This window comes from Burkholderia sp. Bp8984, from assembly GCF_003853755.1.
GTDB lineage: Bacteria > Pseudomonadota > Gammaproteobacteria > Burkholderiales > Burkholderiaceae > Burkholderia.
Genome location: NZ_QTQN01000042.1, coordinates 40,220 through 60,426, shown reverse-complemented (window position 1 = coordinate 60,426; position 20,207 = coordinate 40,220). Strand labels below are relative to the sequence as shown.

17 protein-coding genes are annotated in these 20,207 nt (G+C 66.8%); 12 read left to right on the top strand and 5 right to left on the bottom strand.

Going from position 1 to position 20,207, the window contains the following annotated elements:
- Nucleotides 1–74: 74 nt before the first annotated feature.
- A complete protein-coding gene (locus DID98_RS30960) occupies nucleotides 75–2,375 on the top strand; it encodes a TonB-dependent receptor (RefSeq protein WP_124571959.1) in 2,301 nt (766 codons plus the stop codon).
- Here DID98_RS30960 and DID98_RS30955 read toward each other — a convergent pair.
- Entirely contained in the window at nucleotides 2,360–3,355 is a 996-nt protein-coding gene (locus DID98_RS30955; RefSeq protein ID WP_124571958.1) for an alpha/beta fold hydrolase, read from the bottom strand. The genes DID98_RS30960 and DID98_RS30955 overlap by 16 nt on opposite strands.
- A gap of 324 nt (nucleotides 3,356–3,679) precedes the next feature.
- Here DID98_RS30955 and DID98_RS30950 point away from each other — a divergent pair, with 324 nt between their 5' ends.
- From DID98_RS30950 to pqqE, 6 genes are all read left to right on the top strand, one after another.
- Nucleotides 3,680–5,695 carry a sigma-54-dependent Fis family transcriptional regulator gene (locus DID98_RS30950; RefSeq protein WP_124489111.1) on the top strand — a complete coding sequence of 672 codons (2,016 nt, stop codon included), beginning with the start codon at nucleotides 3,680–3,682 and terminating at the stop codon, nucleotides 5,693–5,695.
- A 292-nt stretch (nucleotides 5,696–5,987) separates the two neighbouring features.
- On the top strand, nucleotides 5,988–6,062 hold the full coding sequence (gene pqqA, locus DID98_RS30945) for a pyrroloquinoline quinone precursor peptide PqqA (RefSeq protein WP_006410019.1): 75 nt from the start codon (nucleotides 5,988–5,990) through the stop codon (nucleotides 6,060–6,062).
- Nucleotides 6,063–6,126: 64 nt separating this feature from the next.
- Nucleotides 6,127–7,050, top strand: a complete 924-nt coding sequence (gene pqqB, locus DID98_RS30940; protein WP_124571957.1) for a pyrroloquinoline quinone biosynthesis protein PqqB — start codon at nucleotides 6,127–6,129, stop codon at nucleotides 7,048–7,050.
- Between the two features lie 2 nt (nucleotides 7,051–7,052).
- Nucleotides 7,053–7,772, top strand: coding sequence for a pyrroloquinoline-quinone synthase PqqC (pqqC, locus tag DID98_RS30935; RefSeq protein WP_124489109.1), 720 nt, complete (start codon nucleotides 7,053–7,055; stop codon nucleotides 7,770–7,772).
- Nucleotides 7,769–8,050 (top strand): pyrroloquinoline quinone biosynthesis peptide chaperone PqqD, encoded by a 282-nt coding sequence (gene pqqD, locus DID98_RS30930; RefSeq protein WP_124489108.1) that lies wholly within the window; start codon nucleotides 7,769–7,771, stop codon nucleotides 8,048–8,050. Before pqqC ends, pqqD begins: the two co-directional genes overlap by 4 nt.
- A gap of 7 nt (nucleotides 8,051–8,057) precedes the next feature.
- On the top strand, nucleotides 8,058–9,176 hold the full coding sequence (gene pqqE / locus DID98_RS30925) for a pyrroloquinoline quinone biosynthesis protein PqqE (protein WP_124489107.1): 1,119 nt from the start codon (nucleotides 8,058–8,060) through the stop codon (nucleotides 9,174–9,176).
- 28 nt (nucleotides 9,177–9,204) lie between these two features.
- Here the strand turns inward: pqqE and DID98_RS30920 are convergent, their stop codons facing one another.
- Nucleotides 9,205–10,269, bottom strand: coding sequence for a DNA topoisomerase IB (locus tag DID98_RS30920; protein WP_124523776.1), 1,065 nt, complete (start codon nucleotides 10,267–10,269; stop codon nucleotides 9,205–9,207).
- Between the two features lie 474 nt (nucleotides 10,270–10,743).
- Between DID98_RS30920 and DID98_RS30915 the strand changes: the two genes are divergently transcribed.
- The 4 genes from DID98_RS30915 to yjfF all read left to right on the top strand — a co-directional run bounded on the left by DID98_RS30915 (nucleotide 10,744) and on the right by yjfF (nucleotide 15,450).
- A complete protein-coding gene (locus tag DID98_RS30915) occupies nucleotides 10,744–11,706 on the top strand; it encodes an ABC transporter substrate-binding protein (protein WP_124489106.1) in 963 nt (320 codons plus the stop codon).
- Nucleotides 11,707–11,774: 68 nt separating this feature from the next.
- Nucleotides 11,775–13,289 (top strand): sugar ABC transporter ATP-binding protein, encoded by a 1,515-nt coding sequence (locus DID98_RS30910; RefSeq protein ID WP_124571956.1) that lies wholly within the window; start codon nucleotides 11,775–11,777, stop codon nucleotides 13,287–13,289.
- Entirely contained in the window at nucleotides 13,286–14,326 is a 1,041-nt protein-coding gene (locus DID98_RS30905; protein WP_124523758.1) for an ABC transporter permease, read from the top strand. Before DID98_RS30910 ends, DID98_RS30905 begins: the two co-directional genes overlap by 4 nt.
- Nucleotides 14,323–15,450, top strand: a complete 1,128-nt coding sequence (gene yjfF, locus DID98_RS30900; protein ID WP_124571955.1) for a galactofuranose ABC transporter, permease protein YjfF — start codon at nucleotides 14,323–14,325, stop codon at nucleotides 15,448–15,450. The genes DID98_RS30905 and yjfF overlap by 4 nt, the downstream gene beginning before the upstream one ends.
- 3 nt (nucleotides 15,451–15,453) lie before the next feature.
- On the opposite strand, the gene DID98_RS35975 is transcribed toward yjfF, so the two are convergent.
- Both DID98_RS35975 and DID98_RS30895 read right to left on the bottom strand, forming a co-directional pair.
- Nucleotides 15,454–15,618: a hypothetical protein gene (locus tag DID98_RS35975; RefSeq protein WP_185640907.1), complete on the bottom strand. Its 165-nt coding sequence runs from the start codon at nucleotides 15,616–15,618 to the stop codon at nucleotides 15,454–15,456.
- Between the two features lie 133 nt (nucleotides 15,619–15,751).
- Nucleotides 15,752–16,912 carry a porin gene (locus DID98_RS30895; protein ID WP_124571954.1) on the bottom strand — a complete coding sequence of 387 codons (1,161 nt, stop codon included), beginning with the start codon at nucleotides 16,910–16,912 and terminating at the stop codon, nucleotides 15,752–15,754.
- A gap of 1,647 nt (nucleotides 16,913–18,559) precedes the next feature.
- Between DID98_RS30895 and DID98_RS30890 the strand changes: the two genes are divergently transcribed.
- Nucleotides 18,560–19,603, top strand: coding sequence for a GlxA family transcriptional regulator (locus DID98_RS30890; RefSeq protein WP_185640906.1), 1,044 nt, complete (start codon nucleotides 18,560–18,562; stop codon nucleotides 19,601–19,603).
- A gap of 68 nt (nucleotides 19,604–19,671) precedes the next feature.
- Here DID98_RS30890 and DID98_RS30885 read toward each other — a convergent pair whose 3' ends face one another.
- Nucleotides 19,672–20,133, bottom strand: coding sequence for a GDP-mannose mannosyl hydrolase (locus DID98_RS30885; protein WP_059681343.1), 462 nt, complete (start codon nucleotides 20,131–20,133; stop codon nucleotides 19,672–19,674).
- Between the last annotated feature and the right edge of the window lie 74 nt (nucleotides 20,134–20,207).

The following is a 20,207-nucleotide window of genomic DNA, read 5'->3' as shown; positions in this document are numbered from 1 at the left end:
CGGAGATACGCGCCGACCTGTCGATACGGATAACGATATAACGACGCGCCGACAAGAAAAGAGGAGACGTGGAGATGAAGGAAACCGATGGGGCGAAGCGCCGCTTCGCCGCACGGCGCGCGGGCGTGACGCTGTGCTTCGGCGGCATGCTCGGCGGCTGGCTCGCGCCCGCGTCGGCGCAGGTCGAACCGGCCGGCAACGCCGATGCGCCGACGCTCGCTCCGATCGTCGTCGTCGGCACGACGCCGCTGCTCGGGATCGGCACGCCGCTCTCGCGCGTGCCGGCCAACGTGCAGACGATTCGCGGCGAGGACCTCGCGCGCCAGCACGACAGCGTGCTGACCGACTACTTCGAGAAGAACGTCTCGAGCGTCGACATCAACGAGGCACAGGGCAATCCGTACCAGACGGATGTGAACTACCGCGGCTTCACCGCGTCGCCGGTGGTCGGCACGCCGCAGGGGCTGTCGGTGTTCGTCGACGGCGTGCGTGTCAACGAGCCGTTCGGCGACGTCGTGAACTGGGATCTGATCCCGCAGGCGGCGATCGACACGATGCAGCTGATCCCCGGTTCGAATCCGACCTACGGCCTCAACACGCTCGGCGGCGCGCTCGCGATCACGACGAAGAACGGCAGGACGAGCCCGGGCGGCGCCGCGCAGGTATCGATCGGCTCGTGGGGACGCAAGACCGCGCAGATCGAGCAGGGCGGACGCATCGGCAGCCACCTCGACTATTACGTGACGGGCAACGTCGCGAACGACAACGGCTGGGCCGATCACAACGCGAGCCGCGTGCGGCAGGGCTTCGGCAAGCTGCGCTACACGGACGCCGATACGACGCTGTCGATCTCGGCCGGCGGCGCGGACAACGCGCTGCAAGGCTCGCAGACGATTCCGCGCACGTTTCTCGACAATCGCGCGCAGGCCTACACCTATCCCGACCTGAACCGCAACAGCGCCGCGTACGTCACCGTGGCGGGCGACCATTCGTTCGGCGACCACGTGCAGTTGAGCGGCAACGTCTATTACCGGCACTATCGCAACACCAACATCAGCAGCAACGTGAACGACGATTTCGGCAGCGTCGACGGCAGCGGCGCCACCGACACCGTGCAGGCGACCAATGCCCGCTCGGTGATCGCGACCGACAGCTACGGCGCGAACCTGCAGCTGACGCTGCTCGGCAAGCTCGCCGGCATGGACAACCAGTTCGTGGCGGGCGCATCCGCCGATCTCGCGAACTCGGGGTTCGAGCAATCGTCGCAGGATGCGATGTTCACGGCGACGCGCGCGACGGTCGGCATCGGCGACTTCACGCAGACGACGCGCGCGAAGACGCGCAACGCGAACTACGGCGTCTACTTCGACGACACGCTCGCGCTGACGCGGCAATGGTCGCTGACGCTGGCCGGGCGCTACAACGTGTCGCGCGCGGCGATCGAGGACGTGAGCGGCCTGCAGCCGCTGCTCACCGCGCGCCATACGTTCGCGCGGTTCAATCCGGCCGTCGGCGTCACGTGGAATCCGGCGCCGGGCTTCACCGCGTATGCGACGTACAACGAAGGGATGCGCTCGCCGACCGCGATCGAGCTCGCGTGCGCCGATCCGGCCGCGCCGTGCTCGTTGCCGAACGACTTTCTCGCCGATCCGGCGCTAAAGCCCGTGATCGCGAAGACGATCGAGCTGGGCGCGCGCGGCCGGGTGGGCCAGGCGACGACGTGGAGCGCGGCCGTCTACCGCACGACGCTCGACGACGACATCCAGTTCATCAGCAGCAACGGCGGCGCGAGCACGCTCGGTTATTTCCAGAACGTCGGCAAGACGCGCCGGCAAGGCTTCGAACTCGCGGGCCATACGCGGCTCGGGCCGCTCGGCATCGGCGTCAGCTACAGCTATGTCGACGCCAGCTACCGCTCGACGTGGACCGAAAGCAGCGCGAGCAATTCGAGCGCCGATGCGCGCGGCAACATCGTCGTCCGCTCCGGCGACCGCATTCCGGGGATTCCGTCGAGCACCGTGAAGCTGCGGCTCGACTATGCGGCGACGCCGAAGTGGACCGTGGGCACCCGCATCACGTATCGCAGCGGCGTGTTCGCGCGCGGCGACGAGAACAACCAGGACGTGAACGGCAAGGTGCCCGGCTATTTCCTCATCGACCTCGACACGACCTGGCAGGTCACGAAGCAGCTGCAGCTTTTCGCGTCGGTGACCAACCTGCTCGACAAGCGCTATGCGAGCTTCGGGATGCTCGGCCAGAACGTATTCAATGGTCCTAACCATTCGTTCGACGGGCTCAATGCCGTCAACGAACAGTTCGTCGGGCCGGGCGCGCCGCGCGGCGCATGGGTCGGCGCGCGCTATGCGTGGGACTGAACGGGCGGCTCGGCATGTTGTGGTGCGTCTGCCGCCGCGACGTCGAGCACCTTGCGTACCGCGTGGGCAATGCCACGCGCGAGCGCAGCATCGCTCGCGAGATGCCCGGCCGGCACGCGCTCGACGATGGCGGCCGGCACCGCGCGCGCGAGTCGATCGACGTTGTTGACCGGGCACACGCGGTCGCGCGTGCCGTGCACCGCATGTATCGCAACGCCGGCTTGCGCGGCTTGCCGGGCGAGCGCCAGCAGGCGGCGTTCGCCGAGCCAGCAATGGCGTTGCAGGTAGTGCGCCTGGATCCGGTACTTGTCGATCAGCCGGTCGATCGCGGCTTGCGTCGGCCGCGCGCCGCGCGCCGGCCGCCCGGTCAGGATCGCGTCTTCATACGCGTTCCATGCGAGCGCGACCGCGCGCTGCCGCGCCGCGCCGGCGCCCGGCCGGAGACGCCGCGCGCAGCAGGCGATCAGGCGATCGGCGCGCGCGGTGCCGGCGGCGGCCGTCAGGCGCTGCCAGGCCCGCGGCGCGCGTGCGCGTGCACCGACGAACAGGCCGCGCACTTCGCGCGACGACGTGAGGAACAACCCGCGCAGCACGACGCCGGTGACGCGCGACGGATGCCGTCCCGCGTAGGCGAGCGCGAGCGCCGCGCCCCACGACCCGCCGACGACGCCCCAGCGTGCGATGCCGAGCCGCGCGCGCAGCGCGTCGAGATCGCCGATCAGTCGCATCGTGTCGTTGTGACGCAGGCCGCCGCGCGGCGTCGACGCACCCGCGCCGCGCTGGTCGACCAGCACGACGCGCGTGCGCGTCAGGTCGAACAGGCGCAGCACGGCCGGACGGCTGCCGCTGCCGGGCCCGCCGTGCAGCACGACGACCGGAGCGCCGCGCGGGTTGCCGGCCTCGGTCCATGCGATCGTGCATGCATCGCGGGACAGGCGGCGCACGGGGAAGGCGGAGCGGTGGCTGCGTGATGGCGACATGTCGGCCGGGTATAGACGGAGAGGGAAAGGCAATCGCGCGATGCGGCCGCGCCCGACCCGTATGAAGCCAGATTCGCGCCGGCGATGAAGATAGGGATTCGTCCGGGTGGCGGCACGCGTGCGTTTCACGTTATCACGTCGATCACGCGCTCGGGACGCCGCATCGACGGCAAGCCAGTGCCGTCATTTCATTTCCCTTTCAATTTCGGTCGGCGCGGCGATGCAACGAAACCAGATCGTGCGCGCATCCCGTCGTGGCCCGATGTTTGCTTGCATCAAGCGCAAACAGTCCGGCAGCGACCGGAAGGATCCCCGGAGGAGACAATGCGCGATGACGTTCATCCGACGGCCAACGCACGGGCCACGCATGCGCCCGGCTGGCCGACGCCGACGATCCAGAAGTCCCATGAGCGGTCCGAGACGTTCGGCCTGCAGGCGTCGGCACGTCCCGACTACGACCTGCTGTCCGGCGCCGCGCTGGCGCTCAAGCGCGAGCAGAACCGCGTGCTGTGCGTGCATGCGATGCCCGTGATGGAGACGCTGCACGAGCAGATCGTCAATACGCAGAGCATGATCGTGCTGACCGATGCGGAAGGGCTGATCCTGCATTCGATCGGCGACGACGATTTCCTGCGGCGCGCGGAGCGGGTCGCGCTGCGCCCCGGCGCGAACTGGGCCGAGAACCGGCAGGGCACCAACGCGATCGGCACCGCGCTCGCGGAGCTGTGTCCGATGGTCGTGCACGGCGACCAGCACTTCCTGGCCGCGAACCATTTCCTGACCTGCTCCAGCGTGCCGATTCTCGATCCGTACGGCGACGCGATCGGCGTGCTCGACGTGACGGGCGACCACCGCAGCTATCACCAGCACACGATGGCGCTCGCGAAGATGTCGGTGCAGATGATCGAGAACCACCTGTTCACGACGACCTTCCAGGAGACGCTGCAGGTGTCGTTCCACGGCCGCCCCGAATTCCTCGGCACGCTGATGGAAGGGATCGTCGCGTTCACCGCGGACGGCCGCTTCCTGTCGGCCAACCGCAGCGCGCAGTTCCAGCTCGGGATGCCGCTTGCCGCGCTGCGCGCGCATACGCTCGCGTCGCTGTTCGACGTGACGAGCGCGCAACTGATCGACCGGATGCGCGCGAGCACCGAGCCGCACGTGTCGCTGAACCTCGGCAACGGCGCGGTGGTCTGCGCGCGCGTGCAGTTCCGGCGCGCGTTGCGGGCCGAGGGCAGCCGGCCCGCCGAGGTGCACGACGGCGCCGCCCCCGCCGCGCGGCCGCCTGCCGCGCAGGGCGCGGCGAGCCTGTCGCGCCTCAGCTATCTCGACACCGGCGATCCGCAGGTCGCGGCGGTGATCGCGAAGGTCCGCAAGGTGATCGGCAAGGACATTCCGGTGCTGATCACCGGCGAAACCGGCACCGGCAAGGAACTGCTCGCGCAGGCGATCCACAACGACTCGCCGCGCCGCGACGGGCCGTTCGTCGCCGTCAACTGCGCGTCGATTCCGGAGACGCTGATCGAATCCGAGCTGTTCGGCTATGAGGAGGGCGCGTTTACCGGCGCCCGCCGCAAGGGCGCGACCGGCAAGCTGCTGCAGGCCAACGGCGGCACGCTGTTCCTCGACGAAATCGGCGACATGCCGTATCCGCTGCAGGTGCGGCTGCTGCGCGTGCTGCAGGAGCGCATCGTCAATCCGCTCGGCTCGACGAAGGCGATCGGCGTCGACATCGCGATCATCTGCGCGACCCACCGCGACCTGCGCGAGATGATCGCGCAGAACCGCTTCCGCGAGGACCTGTACTACCGGCTCAACGGCCTCGTCGTACGGCTGCCGCCGCTGCGCGACCGCACGGACCTCGCGGTGGTCGTCCAGAAGATGCTGCAGCGGGAGACGCTGTCGGGGCCCGGACGCCGGCCGTTGAGCGTCGCGCCCGACGTGATGGCGCTGTTCGAGCGTTGCGCGTGGCCGGGCAACTTCCGGCAGCTCGCGAACCTGCTGCGCACCGCGGCCGCGATGGTCGACGACGACTGCGAGATCCGCTGCGAGCATTTGCCGGACGACTTCTTCGACGACGTGCGGCGCGACTGTGGCGCGGCGGCGCAGGGCGCCGCTGCGCCGCCAGCGCTCGCAGCGGAAGCGCCAGCGTTCGCGAACGCGACCACGGCCGGTGATGCGCGGTTGCAGGACGTGGCCGCATCCGCGATCGCGGCCGCGCTCGCGCGTCATGGCGGCAACGTGTCCGCCGCCGCACGCGCGCTCGGCGTGTCGCGCAACACGATCTACCGCAAGATGCCGGCCGCCGGGCCGGATGCGCTGGAGCCGGACGAACCCTGACGGAAGCCGCGACTGTCACACCGGTGTGTCAGGTTGCAACACCCGGTGTTCAAGGATTCAACACTTGCTCACCAGGCCGCGCGCATCGTGAACCGTCGCTCGACGGATTCTGAAATGTTTATGTCGGTCAATCGTAAGGATTTCGGTGCCGTGACCACCCGGCGGTGGCCGCACGCCTGCGCACACCGCCGCGCGACGCAAATCCGGCCCCGGCACGCTCCTTGCTGAATGGGTATCGGCCGCTCGATCGATGCGGTTTGTTCGACTCACCAACTCAACAAGGAGACACATCATGCAGTGGACCACCCCGGCTTATACCGACCTGCGTTTCGGTTTCGAAATCACGATGTACATCGCCAACCGCTGATCGACGCGCGCAGTGCCGCCCGCATCGACGGACACGATGCGGGCGGCACCCGGAGCACACGCAGATGAAGATCAAGATACTCGGCTCGGGCGCCGGCGGCGGGCTGCCGCAATGGAACTGCAACTGCGGCAACTGCCGTCGCGCGCGGGCCGGCACCGACGGCATCGTGCCGCGCACGCAATCGTCGATCGCCGTCAGCGGCGACGGCAGCGACTGGGTGCTGGTGAACGCGTCGCCGGACATCCTCGCGCAACTGCGCGCCGCCCCCGACCTGCAGCCCGCCCGCGCGATCCGCGACAGCGCGATCGTCGCCGTCGTGCTGTGCGACGCGCAGATCGATCACGTGACGGGCCTGCTGATGCTGCGCGAACGCACGTCGCCGCTGCCGCTGTACGCGAGCGCACCGGTGCTCGACGACCTGTCGACCGGGCTGCCGCTCGTGCCGCTGCTCGGCCACTACTGCGGGGTCGACGTCCACCCGATCGCGCCGGGCCAGCCGTTCGCGATCGCGGGCGCCGGCGGTCTTCGCTTCACAGCCGTGCCGGTCGACAGCAAGCCGCCGCCGTATTCGCCGCGCCGCGAGGCGAGCGTGCCGGGCGACAACATCGCACTCCTGATCGAAGATACGGCGACCGGCCGGCACGCGTTCTACGCGCCGGGGCTCGCCGACGTCGACGACGGCGCGCGCGCCGCGATGCGCGACGCCGATCTCGTGCTGGTGGACGGCACCTTCTGGACCGGCACCGAGATGATCGACCTCGGCCTGTCGTCGAAGCACGCGGCCGACATGGGGCATCTCGCGCAGTGCGGCGACGCGGCGCGGCCCGGGATGATCGAGCAGTTGCGGCAGTTGCCGGCGCACACGCGCAAGGTCCTCACGCACATCAACAACACGAATCCGATTCTCGACCCAGGTTCCGCGCAGTGCGCGCAGTTGCGCGAGCACGGCATCGAGGTCGCCCACGACGGCATGCAATTCGAGGTCTGACCATGAACGCACCGATTCCCGCCGCGGCGCTGCACGCGACGCCCTGGAGTGCGCAGGAGTTCGAGGCGCGCCTGCGCGCGCTCGAATCGCGCTACCACATCCATCATCCGTTCAACCGGCGCTTGAACACCGGCGCGTGCTCGCCGGCGCAGATCCGCGGCTGGGTCGCGAACCGCTTCTACTATCAGGTCAGCATTCCGCTGAAGGACGCGGCGATCCTGTCCAACTGCCCGGACCGCGACACGCGCCGGCTGTGGGTCGAGCGGATTCTCGACCACGACGGTCACGGCGGCCAGGAAGGCGGGATCGAGGCCTGGGCGCGGCTCGGCGAGGCGGTCGGCATCGAGCGCGCGGAGCTGTGGTCGCTCGCGCACGTGCTGCCCGGCGTGCGGTTCGCGGTCGACGCCTACGTCAATTTCGCGCGGCACGCGCCGTGGCAGGAGGCCGTGTGCTCGTCGCTGACCGAGATGTTCGCGCCGCAGATCCACCTCGACCGGCTCGCGGGCTGGCCGTCCCACTATCCGTGGATCGAGGCGGACGGGCTGCAGTATTTCCGCAGCCGCGTGCCGCTGGCGCAGCGCGACGTCGAACACGGGCTCGCGGTGACGCTGAGCCATTTCACGACACCGGACGCGCAGCGGCGCGCGCTAGACATCCTGTCGTTCAAGCTGGATGTGCTGTGGTCGATTCTCGACGCGATTGAAAAGGCGTACCCCGCATGAACTCCAACGAAGCCGTCAGCGGCGTTCCGCTGCGCCCCTCGCTGAGGGGCATGTACCGCCTGCAGTGGGAGGCGGCCCAGGATGCGTACGTGCTCCTGTATCCGGAAGGCATGGTCCGGCTCAACCCGAGCGCGGGCGAGATCCTCGCGCGCTGCGACGGCAAGCGCGAGCTCGACGACATCATCGACGAGCTCGAGCGGCTGTTCAGCACGTCGGATCTCGCGTCGGACGTCTATCGCTTCCTCGATCATGCGCGACTGCGCGGCTGGCTCGACTGACATGGACATGACACCGCCTCCGAACCGCCCGAGCGCGCCGCTGTGGCTGCTCGCCGAGCTCACGTACCGCTGTCCGCTGCACTGCGCGTTCTGCTACAACCCCGTCGACTTCGCGACGCACGGCGCGGAGCTCGACACCGACGCGTGGCGCACGGTGATCAGCGACGCACGCGCGCTCGGCGCCGCGCAGATCGGCTTTTCCGGCGGCGAACCGCTGCAGCGCGACGATCTGGAGGTGCTGGTCGAGCATGCGCGGTCGCTGGGTTTCTATACGAACCTGATCACGTCGGGCGTGGGCCTGAATGCCACGCGCATCGGCCGGCTCAAGGCGGCCGGCCTCGATCATGTCCAGCTGTCGCTGCAGGATTCGACGCGCGAGCTGAACGACTTCCTGACCAGCACGCGCACGTTCGACCTCAAGCGCGGCGTCGGGCGGCTGATCAAGTCGCATGGCTATCCGATGGTGCTGAACTGCGTGCTGCACCGGTACAACCTGCCGCACGTCGGCCAGATCATCGAGATGGCGCTCGACCTCGGCGCGGATTTTCTCGAGCTTGCCAACACGCAGTACTACGGCTGGGCGATGCTGAATCGCGACCAGCTGATGCCGACCGCCGAACAGCTGCGCGAAGCGGAGGAAACGGTCAACCGCTACCGGAAGCTCGTCGGCGAACGGTGCAAGATCCTGTTCGTCGTGCCCGACTACTTCGAGCAGCGGCCGAAGGCCTGCATGAACGGCTGGGGCTCGGTGTTCCTCGGCGTCGCACCGGACGGCACCGCGCTGCCGTGCCATGCCGCGCGCGGGTTGCCGGGCCTCGCGCTGCCGAACGTGCGCGACCGGTCGCTGAAGGAGATCTGGTACGACAGCGACGCATTCAACGCGTTTCGCGGCGACGGGTGGATGCGCGATCCGTGCCGCACCTGCGACGAGCGTCACACGGATCACGGCGGGTGCCGCTGCCAGGCGTACATGCTGGCCGGCGATCCGGCGCAGGCCGATCCGGTCTGCGCGAAGTCCGAACATCACGGCCGGGTCGAACAGGTCGTGCAGTTCGCGCGGCGGGCAGGGCGCGAGGACGAGCGGCCGCTGATCTTTCGCAGTATTGCGAATTCGATCGCGAGCTGAGCGACAGCGGGCGGCATGTCGGTGAGCCTCACTTGTTCGACCGCTTGACCGCTTGCCGTGCCGCCTGCTCGAGCAGCGCCGCGAACGCCGCTTCGTCGACGCGCAGCCCCCTCGGCGTGCGGCGCACCTGCAGCGCCGCGAGCATCCCGGCCTCGAACGTATCGAGCACCACCGGATGAATGTAGCAGCGCCGGCACACGGCCGGCGTGTTGCGCAAGACCTCGGCGACGGTGCGCACCGTTTCGACGATCTGCTTGCTGGCGTGCGCGACGTCCTGCTGCGGCACGCGCCGCAGCAATGCCAGCGCCTGCACGCTGCCTGCCCACGTCCGGTAATCCTTGGCCGTGAACGCCGCGCCCGCTGCGTCGCGCAGATAGTCGTTCACGTCGCACGAGCCGACCGAATGGCGCGTGCCGTCTTCGTCCAGATACTGGAACAGCTCGTGTCCCGGCAGCTCCGCGCAACGGCGCACGATGCGGCCGACGCGCGGGTCGTCGACCGTCACGTCGTGCTCGATCCCGCTCTTGCCCGTGAAGCGCAGTCGCACCTGTCCCGGACCGATCGTCACGTGGCGCTTGCGCAGCGTCGTCAGCCCGTACGACGCGTTCTCGCGCGCATACTCGGCGTTGCCGATCCGCGCGAGCGTCGTGTCGAGCAGCCGGACGACCGTCGCGACGATCTTCGCGCGCGGCATGCCGGGCAGCGCGAGATCGCGCGCGACGCGTGCGCGGATGCGCGGCAGCGCGCGGGCGAATTCAGCCATCCGTGCGTACTTGTTCGCGTCGCGTGTCGCGCGCCACTGCGGGTGATAACGATACTGCTTGCGTCCGCGCGCGTCGCGCCCCGTCGCCTGCAAATGGCCGCGCGGGTCCGTGCAGATCCACACGTCGGTGTAAGCGGGCGGAATCGCGAGCGCGTTGATGCGGGCGATCTCGTCGGCGTCGCGGATGCGCGTGCCGTCCGGCGCGTAGTACGCGAAGCCGTTGCGCAGCCGCCGGCGCGTGTAGCCGGGGCGCCGGTCGTCGACGTGGCGCAGCGGCGCGGCGGACACGTCCGCGTCCGGAGGTGCCGCGCGGGGCGTGCGCGTCTTCATGCTGCGATGCGTCGATCGACGCGCGCGGTCGATCCGCGCATCGGCGGTGCGGGTTCCGCTCGTCGCTGCTGCGGACATCGTCTTCTCCTTGTCGTTCGCGCGATTCGAGCGTGACAGCAAGAAGCGTGCGCCGTGCTTTCGGCGCCACGCCGTTACCGTTGCACCGGCCGATCATGGAGAAAAACAATCCGGGTGGCGTTCTCGTTGATCGCCCCGAGTTCATTTGACGACGCCGCCCCGCCCGCTTAGGTGTTTATACGTATGCCGATACCGATATCGCTTCAATCCAATATTTCATTGGAAGGTTATCGGACTTGTTCCTAGACTGATCCGGGGCGTACATCTCGGGCCGGCCGCAACGGCCGGGCCGCCTCGCCCCGAACCGCGCCCGTGCCACGCAGAACCACAACAGCACGACACGGCACCGCGCCAGGCCGGCGCCGCGGCATACAACGACACCATCGGAGACGGACCATGACATTCATCAGGAAGCTGGCGGCCGGCGCGATCGTCGCCGCGGCGACGGTGCTGGCCACCGGCGCGCACGCGCAGCAAAAGCCGATCACGCTCGGGTTCTCGCAGGTCGGCGCGGAAAGCGCGTGGCGCACCGCGAACACCGTGTCGGTGAAGGGTGCGGCGAAGGAGGCCGGCATCAACCTGAAATTCTCGGACGCGCAGCAGAAGCAGGAGAACCAGATCCGCGCGATCCGCTCGTTCATCGCGCAGAAGGTCGACGTGATCGCGTTCTCGCCGGTCGTCGAGTCGGGCTGGGAGCCGGTGCTGACCGAAGCGAAGGCGGCCCGTATCCCGGTGATCCTGACCGATCGCGGCGTCGACGTGAAGGATCCGTCGCTGTACGTGACGATGATCGGCTCCGACTTCCTCGAGGAAGGGCGGCGCGCGGGCCACTGGCTGGAAGAGCGCTACAAGAACGATGCGGGCCCGGTCAACATCGTCGAGCTGCAGGGCACGGTCGGCTCGGCGCCCGCCAACGACCGCCGCGCGGGCCTGCTCGAAGTGATCAAGAACAATCCGAAGTTCAAGGTGATCGCGTCGCAAAGCGGCGACTTCACGCTCGCCGGCGGCAAGCAGGTGATGGAAGCGTTCGCGAAGACCTACGGCAAGCAGATCAACGTCGTCTACGCGCACAACGACGACATGGCGCTCGGCGCGATCCAGGCGATGGAAGAGGCCGGCATCAAGCCCGGCAAGGACGTGAGCGTCGTGTCGTTCGATGCGACCAAGGGCGGCTTCCAGGCGATGGTCGCCGGCAAGATCAACGTCGACGTCGAATGCAGCCCGCTGCTCGGCCCGCAGCTGATGACCGCGGTGAAGGACGTGGTCGCCGGCAAGCAGCTGCCGAAGCGCATCGTCACGAACGAGACGGTGTTCCCGATGAGCGTCGCGGCGCAGGTGCTGCCGACCCGCAAGTACTGAGTCCCGGCGCACGCGGACGGCGGCGCATTCGCCGCCGTCCGGCCGCCGCTTCGAATCGAGGGCGATCCATGACGAGTCCGCCGGTGGTCGAGATGATCGGCATCGACAAGGCGTTTCCGGGTGTCCACGCGCTGCAGCGCGTGAACTTCCGGCTGTTTCCGGGCGAGATCCATGCGCTGATGGGCCAGAACGGCGCCGGCAAGTCGACGCTGATCAACGTGCTGACCGGCGTGCACGCGCACGACGCGGGCGAGATTCGCGTCGGCGGTGCGCCGGTGAGTTTCGCCGCGCCGCGCGAGGCCGAGGCGGCCGGGATCCAGACGCTGTACCAGGAAGTGAACCTGTGCGCGAACCTGTCGGTCGCGGAGAACATCTTCGCGGGCCGGCAGCCGATGCGGCGCGGCGCGATCGACTGGAAGACGATCCACGCGCGGGCACGCGATGCGCTCGCCGAGCTCGACCTGTCGCTCGACGTCACGCGCTCGCTCGACGCGTATCCGATCGCGGTGCAGCAGATGGTCGCGATTGCGCGGGCCGTGTCGGTCGACGCGCGCGTGCTGATTCTGGACGAACCGACGTCGAGCCTCGACGACGGCGAGGTCGCGCGGCTGTTCGACGTGCTGCGCCGGCTGAAGGCGTCGGGCATCGCGATCCTGTTCGTCACGCACTTTCTCGAACAGACCTACGCGGTGTCCGACCGGATCACCGTGATGCGCAACGGCGAGCGCGAGGGCGAGTACCTCGCGCGCGACCTGCCGGTCGACGTGCTGGTCGCGAAGATGACCGGCCGTGAGCCGATGTCCGGCACGCTGCAGGCGGGCGCGGCGGCCGTGCAGCGCGATGCCGATGCAGCTGCGCCGTTCCTGTCGATGCGGCAGGTCGGCCGGCGCGGGATGATGAGCCCGCTCGATCTCGACGTGCGGCCCGGCGAAATCGTCGGACTGGCCGGGCTGCTCGGCTCGGGGCGCACGGAGACCGCGCGGCTCGCGTTCGCGGCCGAGCGCACCGACACCGGCGCGATCGAGATCGACGGCGCGCGCAAGCGGCTCGCGTCGCCGCACGACGCGGTCCGCAACGGGATCGCGTATTGCCCGGAGGATCGCAAGAAGGAGGGCATCGTCGCCGCGCTGTCGATCCGCGAGAACATCGTCCTCGCGCTGCAGGCGCGGCGCGGCTGGTGGCGGCTGATCAGCCGTGCGCGCCAGCGCGAGCTCGCCGACACGTACATCGCGCGGCTAGGCATCAAGGCGCGCGACGCGGAGCAGCCGATCGGGCTGCTGTCGGGCGGCAACCAGCAGAAAGTGCTGCTCGCGCGCTGGCTCGCGACGGAGCCGAAGCTGCTGATCCTCGACGAGCCGACCCGCGGCATCGACGTCGCCGCGAAATTCGACATCATGGAGCGCGTGCTCGCGCTGTGCGCGCAAGGGCTCGCGATCCTGTTCATCTCGTCGGAGATCAGCGAAGTGGTGCGCGTGAGCCACCGGATCGCGGTGCTGCGCGACCGCCGCAAGGTCGCCGAACTGACCGGTGCCGACGCGTCGGAGGAACACGTGTACCAACTGATTGCGGGAGGCCGGTCATGATGCGGCTCCGTGGATTGCTTCGTCATCCGCTCGTATGGCCGGTGCTGACGCTCGCGCTGCTGTTCGCGCTCGACGTCGCGCATCGGCCGGGCTTCCTGGCGATCGCGCTGCTCGACGGTCACCTGTTCGGCGCGCCGGTCGACATCCTGAATCGCGCGGCGCCGCTCGTGATCGTGTCGCTCGGCATGACGCTCGTGATCGCGACGCGCGGGATCGACATCTCGGTCGGTGCGATCGTCGCGATCGCGGGCGCCGCCGCGGCGATCGTGCTCGACGGCGATCCGGCGCGGGTCGGCACGGCGCTCGCCGCCGCGCTCGGCGTCGGGTTGCTCGCCGGCGCATGGAACGGCGTGCTCGTCGCGTTCGTCGGGATGCAGCCGATCATCGCGACGCTGATCCTGATGGTCGCCGGACGCGGCATCGCGCAGCTGCTGACCGGCGGGCAGATCATCCCGATCGGTGCGCCCGGCTACCTTGCACTCGGCGGCGGCTATCTCGCGGCCGTGCCGTGCGCGGTCTGGATCGCGCTTGCGACGATCGCGGCGACCGCGCTGCTGGTGAACCGCACGGCGCTCGGCCTGTTCATCCGCGCGATCGGCGTGAACCCGGTCGCGACGCGGCTCGTGGGCTTGCGCGCGGGGGCGGTCGTGTTCGGCGTGTATCTGTGCTCCGGCGTGATGTCGGCGCTCGCCGGCATCCTCGCCAGTTCGAACGTGCGCAGCGCCGACGGCAACAACGCGGGGCTGCTGCTCGAGCTCGATGCGATCCTCGCGGTGACGCTCGGCGGCACGTCGCTGCTCGGCGGCCGCTTCAGCCTCGCCGGCTCCGTGCTCGGCGCGCTGATCATCCAGACGCTCACTTACACGACCTATTCGATCGGCGTGCCGCCGGAGGCGACGCTCGTCGTGAAGGCGATGGTCGTGATCGTCGTGACGCTGATCCAGTCGGACGCGGCGCGCGCGCTGGTCGTCCGGCACGCGTCGCGGCTGCTGCCTTCCGCGCGTTCGCGCGCCACCACCGGAGCGACGCCGCGATGAACCGATTCCTCGCACGGCTCGCCGACCCGCGCACGCTGCCGATCGTCGTGACGATCGTGCTGTTCGCCGCGCTGTTCGGCTTCGGATCCGTGATGTATACGGGTTTCTTCTCGATGCAGGTGCTGACCGGGCTGCTCGTCGACAACGCATTCCTGCTGATCGTCGCGATCGGGATGACGTTCGTGATCGTGTCGGGCGGCATCGACCTGTCGGTCGGCTCGGTCGTTGCGCTGACAACGATCTTCTGCGCGGTCGGCGCCGAGCGATGGCACTGGCCCGTCTGGGCGATCGTGCCGCTCGTGCTCGTGTTCGGCGCGTTGTACGGTGCGGCGATGGGCGCGCTGATTCATTACTTCCGCCTGCAGCCGTTCATCGTCACGCTGGCCGGGATGTTTCTCGCGCGCGGCGCGTGCTTCCTGATCACGACGCAGTCGATCACGATCAACGAGCCGACCTTTCATGCGCTCGCGGGCATCAGCGTGCCGGCGGGCGGTGGGACGCTGAGCGCGGGCGCGCTGATCGCGCTCGCGACGCTGGCCGCCGCGGTCTACGTCGCGCATTTCACGCGCTTCGGCCGCAACGTGTATGCGATCGGTGGCAACGAGCGCTCGGCGCTGCTGATGGGGCTGCCGGTCGCGCGCACGAAGGTCGGCGTGTATGCGCTGAGCGGCTTCTGCTCGGCGCTCGGCGGCGTGGTGTTCACGCTGTACGTGCTGTCCGGCTATGGGCTGCAGGCGCAGGGAATGGAACTCGATGCGATCGCCGCGACCGTGATCGGCGGCACGCTGCTCACCGGCGGAGTTGGGTACGTGATCGGCTCGGTGTTCGGCGTCGGCATCCTCGGCACGATCCAGGTGCTGATCACGTTCGACGGCACGCTGAGCTCGTGGTGGACGCGGATCGTGATCGGCGCGCTGCTGTGCGTGTTCTGCCTGCTGCAGCGGATCATCGAGCGGCATGCGGCGCGGCGGCGGAGCGGCGGCACCGGGCTCGATCCGAAACGGCGCAAGCGGGAAGTCGCGCAGGCCGGGTCGGCTGCGCCGGGTGACGATGCGGCGCTGGTGTCGACGATGCGGCGGGTGTGGCGGGTATGGCGCTTCACGCCGTCGGCGGCGCGCCGGTGACGGTTATGCAGGTTCGGGCATATCCATCTCCGGTTCGGCGTTGAACGGCGTATGTTTCGACGCATCGGCGATGCCGATGTGTTTCAGCAACGCGGTCAGCTGCTCGATCGCGTGCAGGTCCGGCGCATCGAGCGGCTCCCGTACCGCCTGCACGAACGCCACATGCATGCTCGTCGAGTCATGCCACGATATCGGCAAGGCGGCCGTTGCCGGCGAGCACGGCCGGTTCGTCGAGCGCCGCGCCGGCCGTCACGAGTGTTTGGGGACGACCGCCGGACATGTCGGCGCCCCGAAGTGACGATCAGAACCGATGACGCAGCCCCAGATTGACGAGGGCCTGCTTTTTCGTGCCGTTGTAGCCGTATGAACCGATCGACGCCTGTGCCGGCACCGCACCGCCGGCACCGTCCCCGGTATTCCCGCTTGCATGCTGATAAGCGGCCGTCATGTAGACATCCGTACGCTTCGACAGGTTGTAATCGGCACCGACCGATGCCTGGTGGTAGTTCGCCGCGGTGTCGCCGCCCGACTTCGTGAAGCTGTAGCCGACCCCGACGAGCAGCGCGGCGGACGCCTGATAGTTCAGGAAGCCCTGGGCGGTGTTGTAGTGTTCGTTCTTCGCGAACACCGATGCGCCGTCGCGTCGATACTGGGCGTTGCTGTAGCCGGCGCCCACGGTGAACGCACCGATCACGTACTGACCGGCCACCCGAGCGATGCCGATGGAATGGGCCGTCTGGTAGCCGGTATTGATTGCGCCGTCGAACGTTCCGTCCGACGTGCTCGACCATGTCGTGCGGTTTCCCGTGACGGGATTCGCGTTGGCTGCATAGAAGTAGCCGCCGGCGAGACTCAGCGGACCGTTGGCGTACGACACGCCGGCCGAATACGACTGCTTCGAGCCGGTGCTGCCCGCGACACCGCCTAGCGAATACATCGCCTCGAACTGGAGTCCGGCGATGACGGGCGACGTGTATTTGACCGCGTTGTCGACGCGGAAGCTGTTGTCGTAGTTGTCGACATCACCGGCGGTGGCGAACACGCTGCCGAAGTAGTTGTCGGCGGTAATCGGCTGCACGAGGTCGATCAGCGGATCGTATTGGCGACCGAGCGTGAGCGAGCCATACTGGTTGCTGGTCAACCCGACATAGGCCTGGCGGCCGAAAATGCGGCTGCCCTGACCGAGGCCGCCCGTACTCGGATTGAAACCGTTTTCCAGCTGGAAGATCGCCGCCAGGCCGCCGCCGAGATCTTCCGAACCCTTGAGCCCCCAACGACTGCCCGACAGATTGCCGGCGCTGCTGTTGCCGAGCGCCCAAAGGTTCTTGCCGCCATCGGCGTTGCGCACGTACGTGAGCGACGTGTCGATCGTCCCGTAAAGCGTCACGCTCGACTGCGCGTGGGCTACGCCGCCCATCGCGACCGACGCGATCGCAAGGACAGGAAAAAATGCGTGTTTCATGGTCTCTCCTTTTGCAAGCATGCCTGCGTTCAAATGAACGGAAGCAGACTACATCGAGAGATTTTTAGTGCGAAATTAAAATGGCGAGGTGTCTCAAAAAAATAACGGAGAGTGATGCATTTCGGTTCGTGCAGGCTGGTCGAATTGACGATGTCTTTGATCGAAGTGGAGTTTGCGGGGAGAAGGGAGGGTGATTTTTTTCGATGAATAAATGAGGGTGCGGCGGGATAACATAGTCGTGATACGCCAATGATTTGATTTAATCGGACTTCATGGTTTTTTGGGAGCGATTTTCGATTTTATTATTGGCGAGTCCGGGGCGAGCCGGCGCGGAGTCGGCACTCTCGTTCATCGTGCAGCCTCATCGTCCGGGGTATGTGCCGACTCTTCGGGAAACCGTGCCGAGGCGTATCGAAAGATCCGGGGCGAGACGTGCGGAGTCGGACCGGCAAGGAAACCGCATCGAGTGATGGTGGTGCAGACACGCTCATTTCCGAGGCTGGGGTGCAGTGCATTCTGCATGCTTGGTCTACAGGCGCTGCGGTATTAACTCATGGTTGTTCCGCAAGCGACATCATCCGGGAAGGAAGGCGTTTTCAAACTGCGTCCCACATTGGAAAATTCCCGGTTATGGGCGTTGAAGACGCAGGAATCAGTGGCCGGAAAATTCGAAGACGATGGCGAGCCGATAATCGCTGCACGATGAGCGAGATCGATGTGCGGGTCGACCGTCCGATCGAATGGTGTATGTAAAGCCTGTTCGACGATGCTTCACAGCGAGAGCAATCATCGCGACCGAAGTCATGCCGGCAGGAATTCGATTCCCGAGCGTGATTGGTTGAGGCGGGCGCCGCCAAGCGTCGGATGTCAACGCGCACGTCGTACGATCACGCCCGTGACAATTCGGTTTCCTTAGCGATTGGCAGGGCGATATCTCCGATTCGCGAGTTGCCGCATGCGCCTTCGAGCGGTCGACGACCCGGCAAGCATCACGATCGGCCGGCTGCAGAGTCGCATGTTCCGGAAACCGATGGCCCTGGTGATGTGACGCGCGGGCCGTGGCGCACGTCGGGTTTGATGTTACGAAATATTCGGGCATTCCCAGTCGCGCGGATTTATCTGCCGAAATTCGGCTATCATCGTCAAATAATATTTCGAATGCATCTGGAAGAATTTACTTAATATAGGCAAACGTTAAAGCGCTTGCCATCTATGATTTTTTCGTATCGCGCTTGCATGGTAAAGCTTGCAAGGTAATATCCCCTCCCGCAGAGGGAGGCATTGCGCATATTTTTTTGTCTCATCTCTCCAGCCGTCGAGGCGGCGGACAACGCGAACGCGTCGATTCCTTATGACCCATGCTGTAAGGATCTGTAAGGAACTGAACGCATGTTCTATTTCCGGAGTGAAACATGCGCTGCTCGTTGTGTTGCAAAAATGTTTCGTCAATGATCTGGATCAAATCTCCATGACTTTGTGCCGTCACGCCAGCTCCTATTCCTGATTATCAACAAATAATTGGTTCCATATCATCGCCTTGACTGATTCCGTCAACAATGAGGCGGGATCGGACACCGACGGATCGGCCGACGATTTAGCCGCATATGATGCGCTGCAGAAAATGCAAAAAATTGTTAAGAGGCCGAGATGATGCAAATAGCGCCGAACGAAACGACTACGGGGTTCAGAGTGAGTGGTGACCGGGGAAGAAGCGTCGGTCGTCGGCGGGACAGCGTCATCATCCTGCTGCTCGACGGATTTTCGATCATGCAAATGGGCCGGCTGGCCGCGGTATTCGAACTTGCAAATCAGCTCGAAGGCGTGAACGTCGCGTTTGCCGATCGCTATGAATTGCGGCTTTATTCCAGTCACGGCGGTGCCGTTCGTTCGTCGTCGGGTGTACAGATCTGGACGGAAGCGGCCCGCCCGCTCGATGCGAGCAGTGTGCAGGCCATGTTCGTGCTCGGTGGACAGGGGCGGGCAAGCGGCCTCGACGATGCGTTCATCAGCTGGTTGCAGCATGCCCATCAGCGCGCCCGCGTGGTCAAGGGCGACAATGCCGGCGCCGAAATGCTGACGGCGATTCGCCTGAACCAGAAAGTTCCGGAAGTCGTGCCGCAGGCGGTGCTTGCCGTTGGCGGTACGGGCGAATCGGGGCCATCCGACGACGATGGCGAAGGCATGTTCGCGGCCGCGTTGTCGATCGTCGTGCGTGACGCCGGCTACGAAGTCGCGCAAGAGATCGTTTCGTACATGATGCCGGGGGCGAACCGGAAATTTGCGAGCGTCCTGTTCGGGGCGCAGGAGGCGCGAGCCAGTGAATTGATTCGCGCGGCCGCTCAGCATCTTCGAGCCAACAGTGCGAATCGCATCTCGATCGCCAATGCAGCGCAGGCCGCTGCGATGAGCGAGCGGAATTTCCTGCGGCGCTTCAAGAACGAAATCGGCGTGACGCCAACCGAATTCGTGCTGCGGGTGCGGCTCGAAAAGGCATGCTCCATGCTGGTCGAGACGGATTTGCCCGCCGACAAGGTCGCGCGGCGGGTCGGCCTCGGTAGTGGAGACCGGCTGGCCAAGCTGTTCCGCCAGCATCTGTCGATGTCGCCGACGGAGTATCGCGCGGCCGCTCGGGACAGAATGTTCGCGTCGGTCGGCGGCTCGGACATTCGCAACGGTACATCGTCGCTTTGATGCCCGCGCCGGGGTAACGACCGGCGTCGGGTAGTCGATTTGTCCGCCGGAGCAGCGTTCGCCCGATTTCAGGCGGACGTGCCGAAGTAGGTTCGCGTATTCGAATGGACCGTTTGGTCGGCGACGATCTCGTCGGCGGTCGCCCATCGGTAGGCAGTGTGCTGGGCATTCGGCAGCGACACGAGGTCGAACTTGCCCCGGAGCTTGTATCCCATCACCACATAGTGCGTCGAGATGCCCGGTTCGCCGCCAAAGTTGTCTTCGTAGAGGTGATCGTAGATGCCGATCAGTTCGGCATCCGCACGTTCCAGACCGCTACATCCGAGTTCGTCGCGCGCGATGCGATTGAACGCATCGTCGAGACGCTCGTTCTTGCGAATCCGGCCGCCCGGCACGAACCAGAAACCCTGCGCGGGACGATTGACACGGTGACCGAGTAGATACGCGCCATCGCCGTTCGAGATGATCAGGTCGATCGCAACGAGCGGGGTTGCGTCGACGACGCGCAAGAAAGTGTCCAGCGGAAGCATGGCGGATGGGCTCCTGGAAGTCTGTCGAAGTGCACCGGCATCGTTGCGCGTTCGAGGCGACTCGGTCACGACGA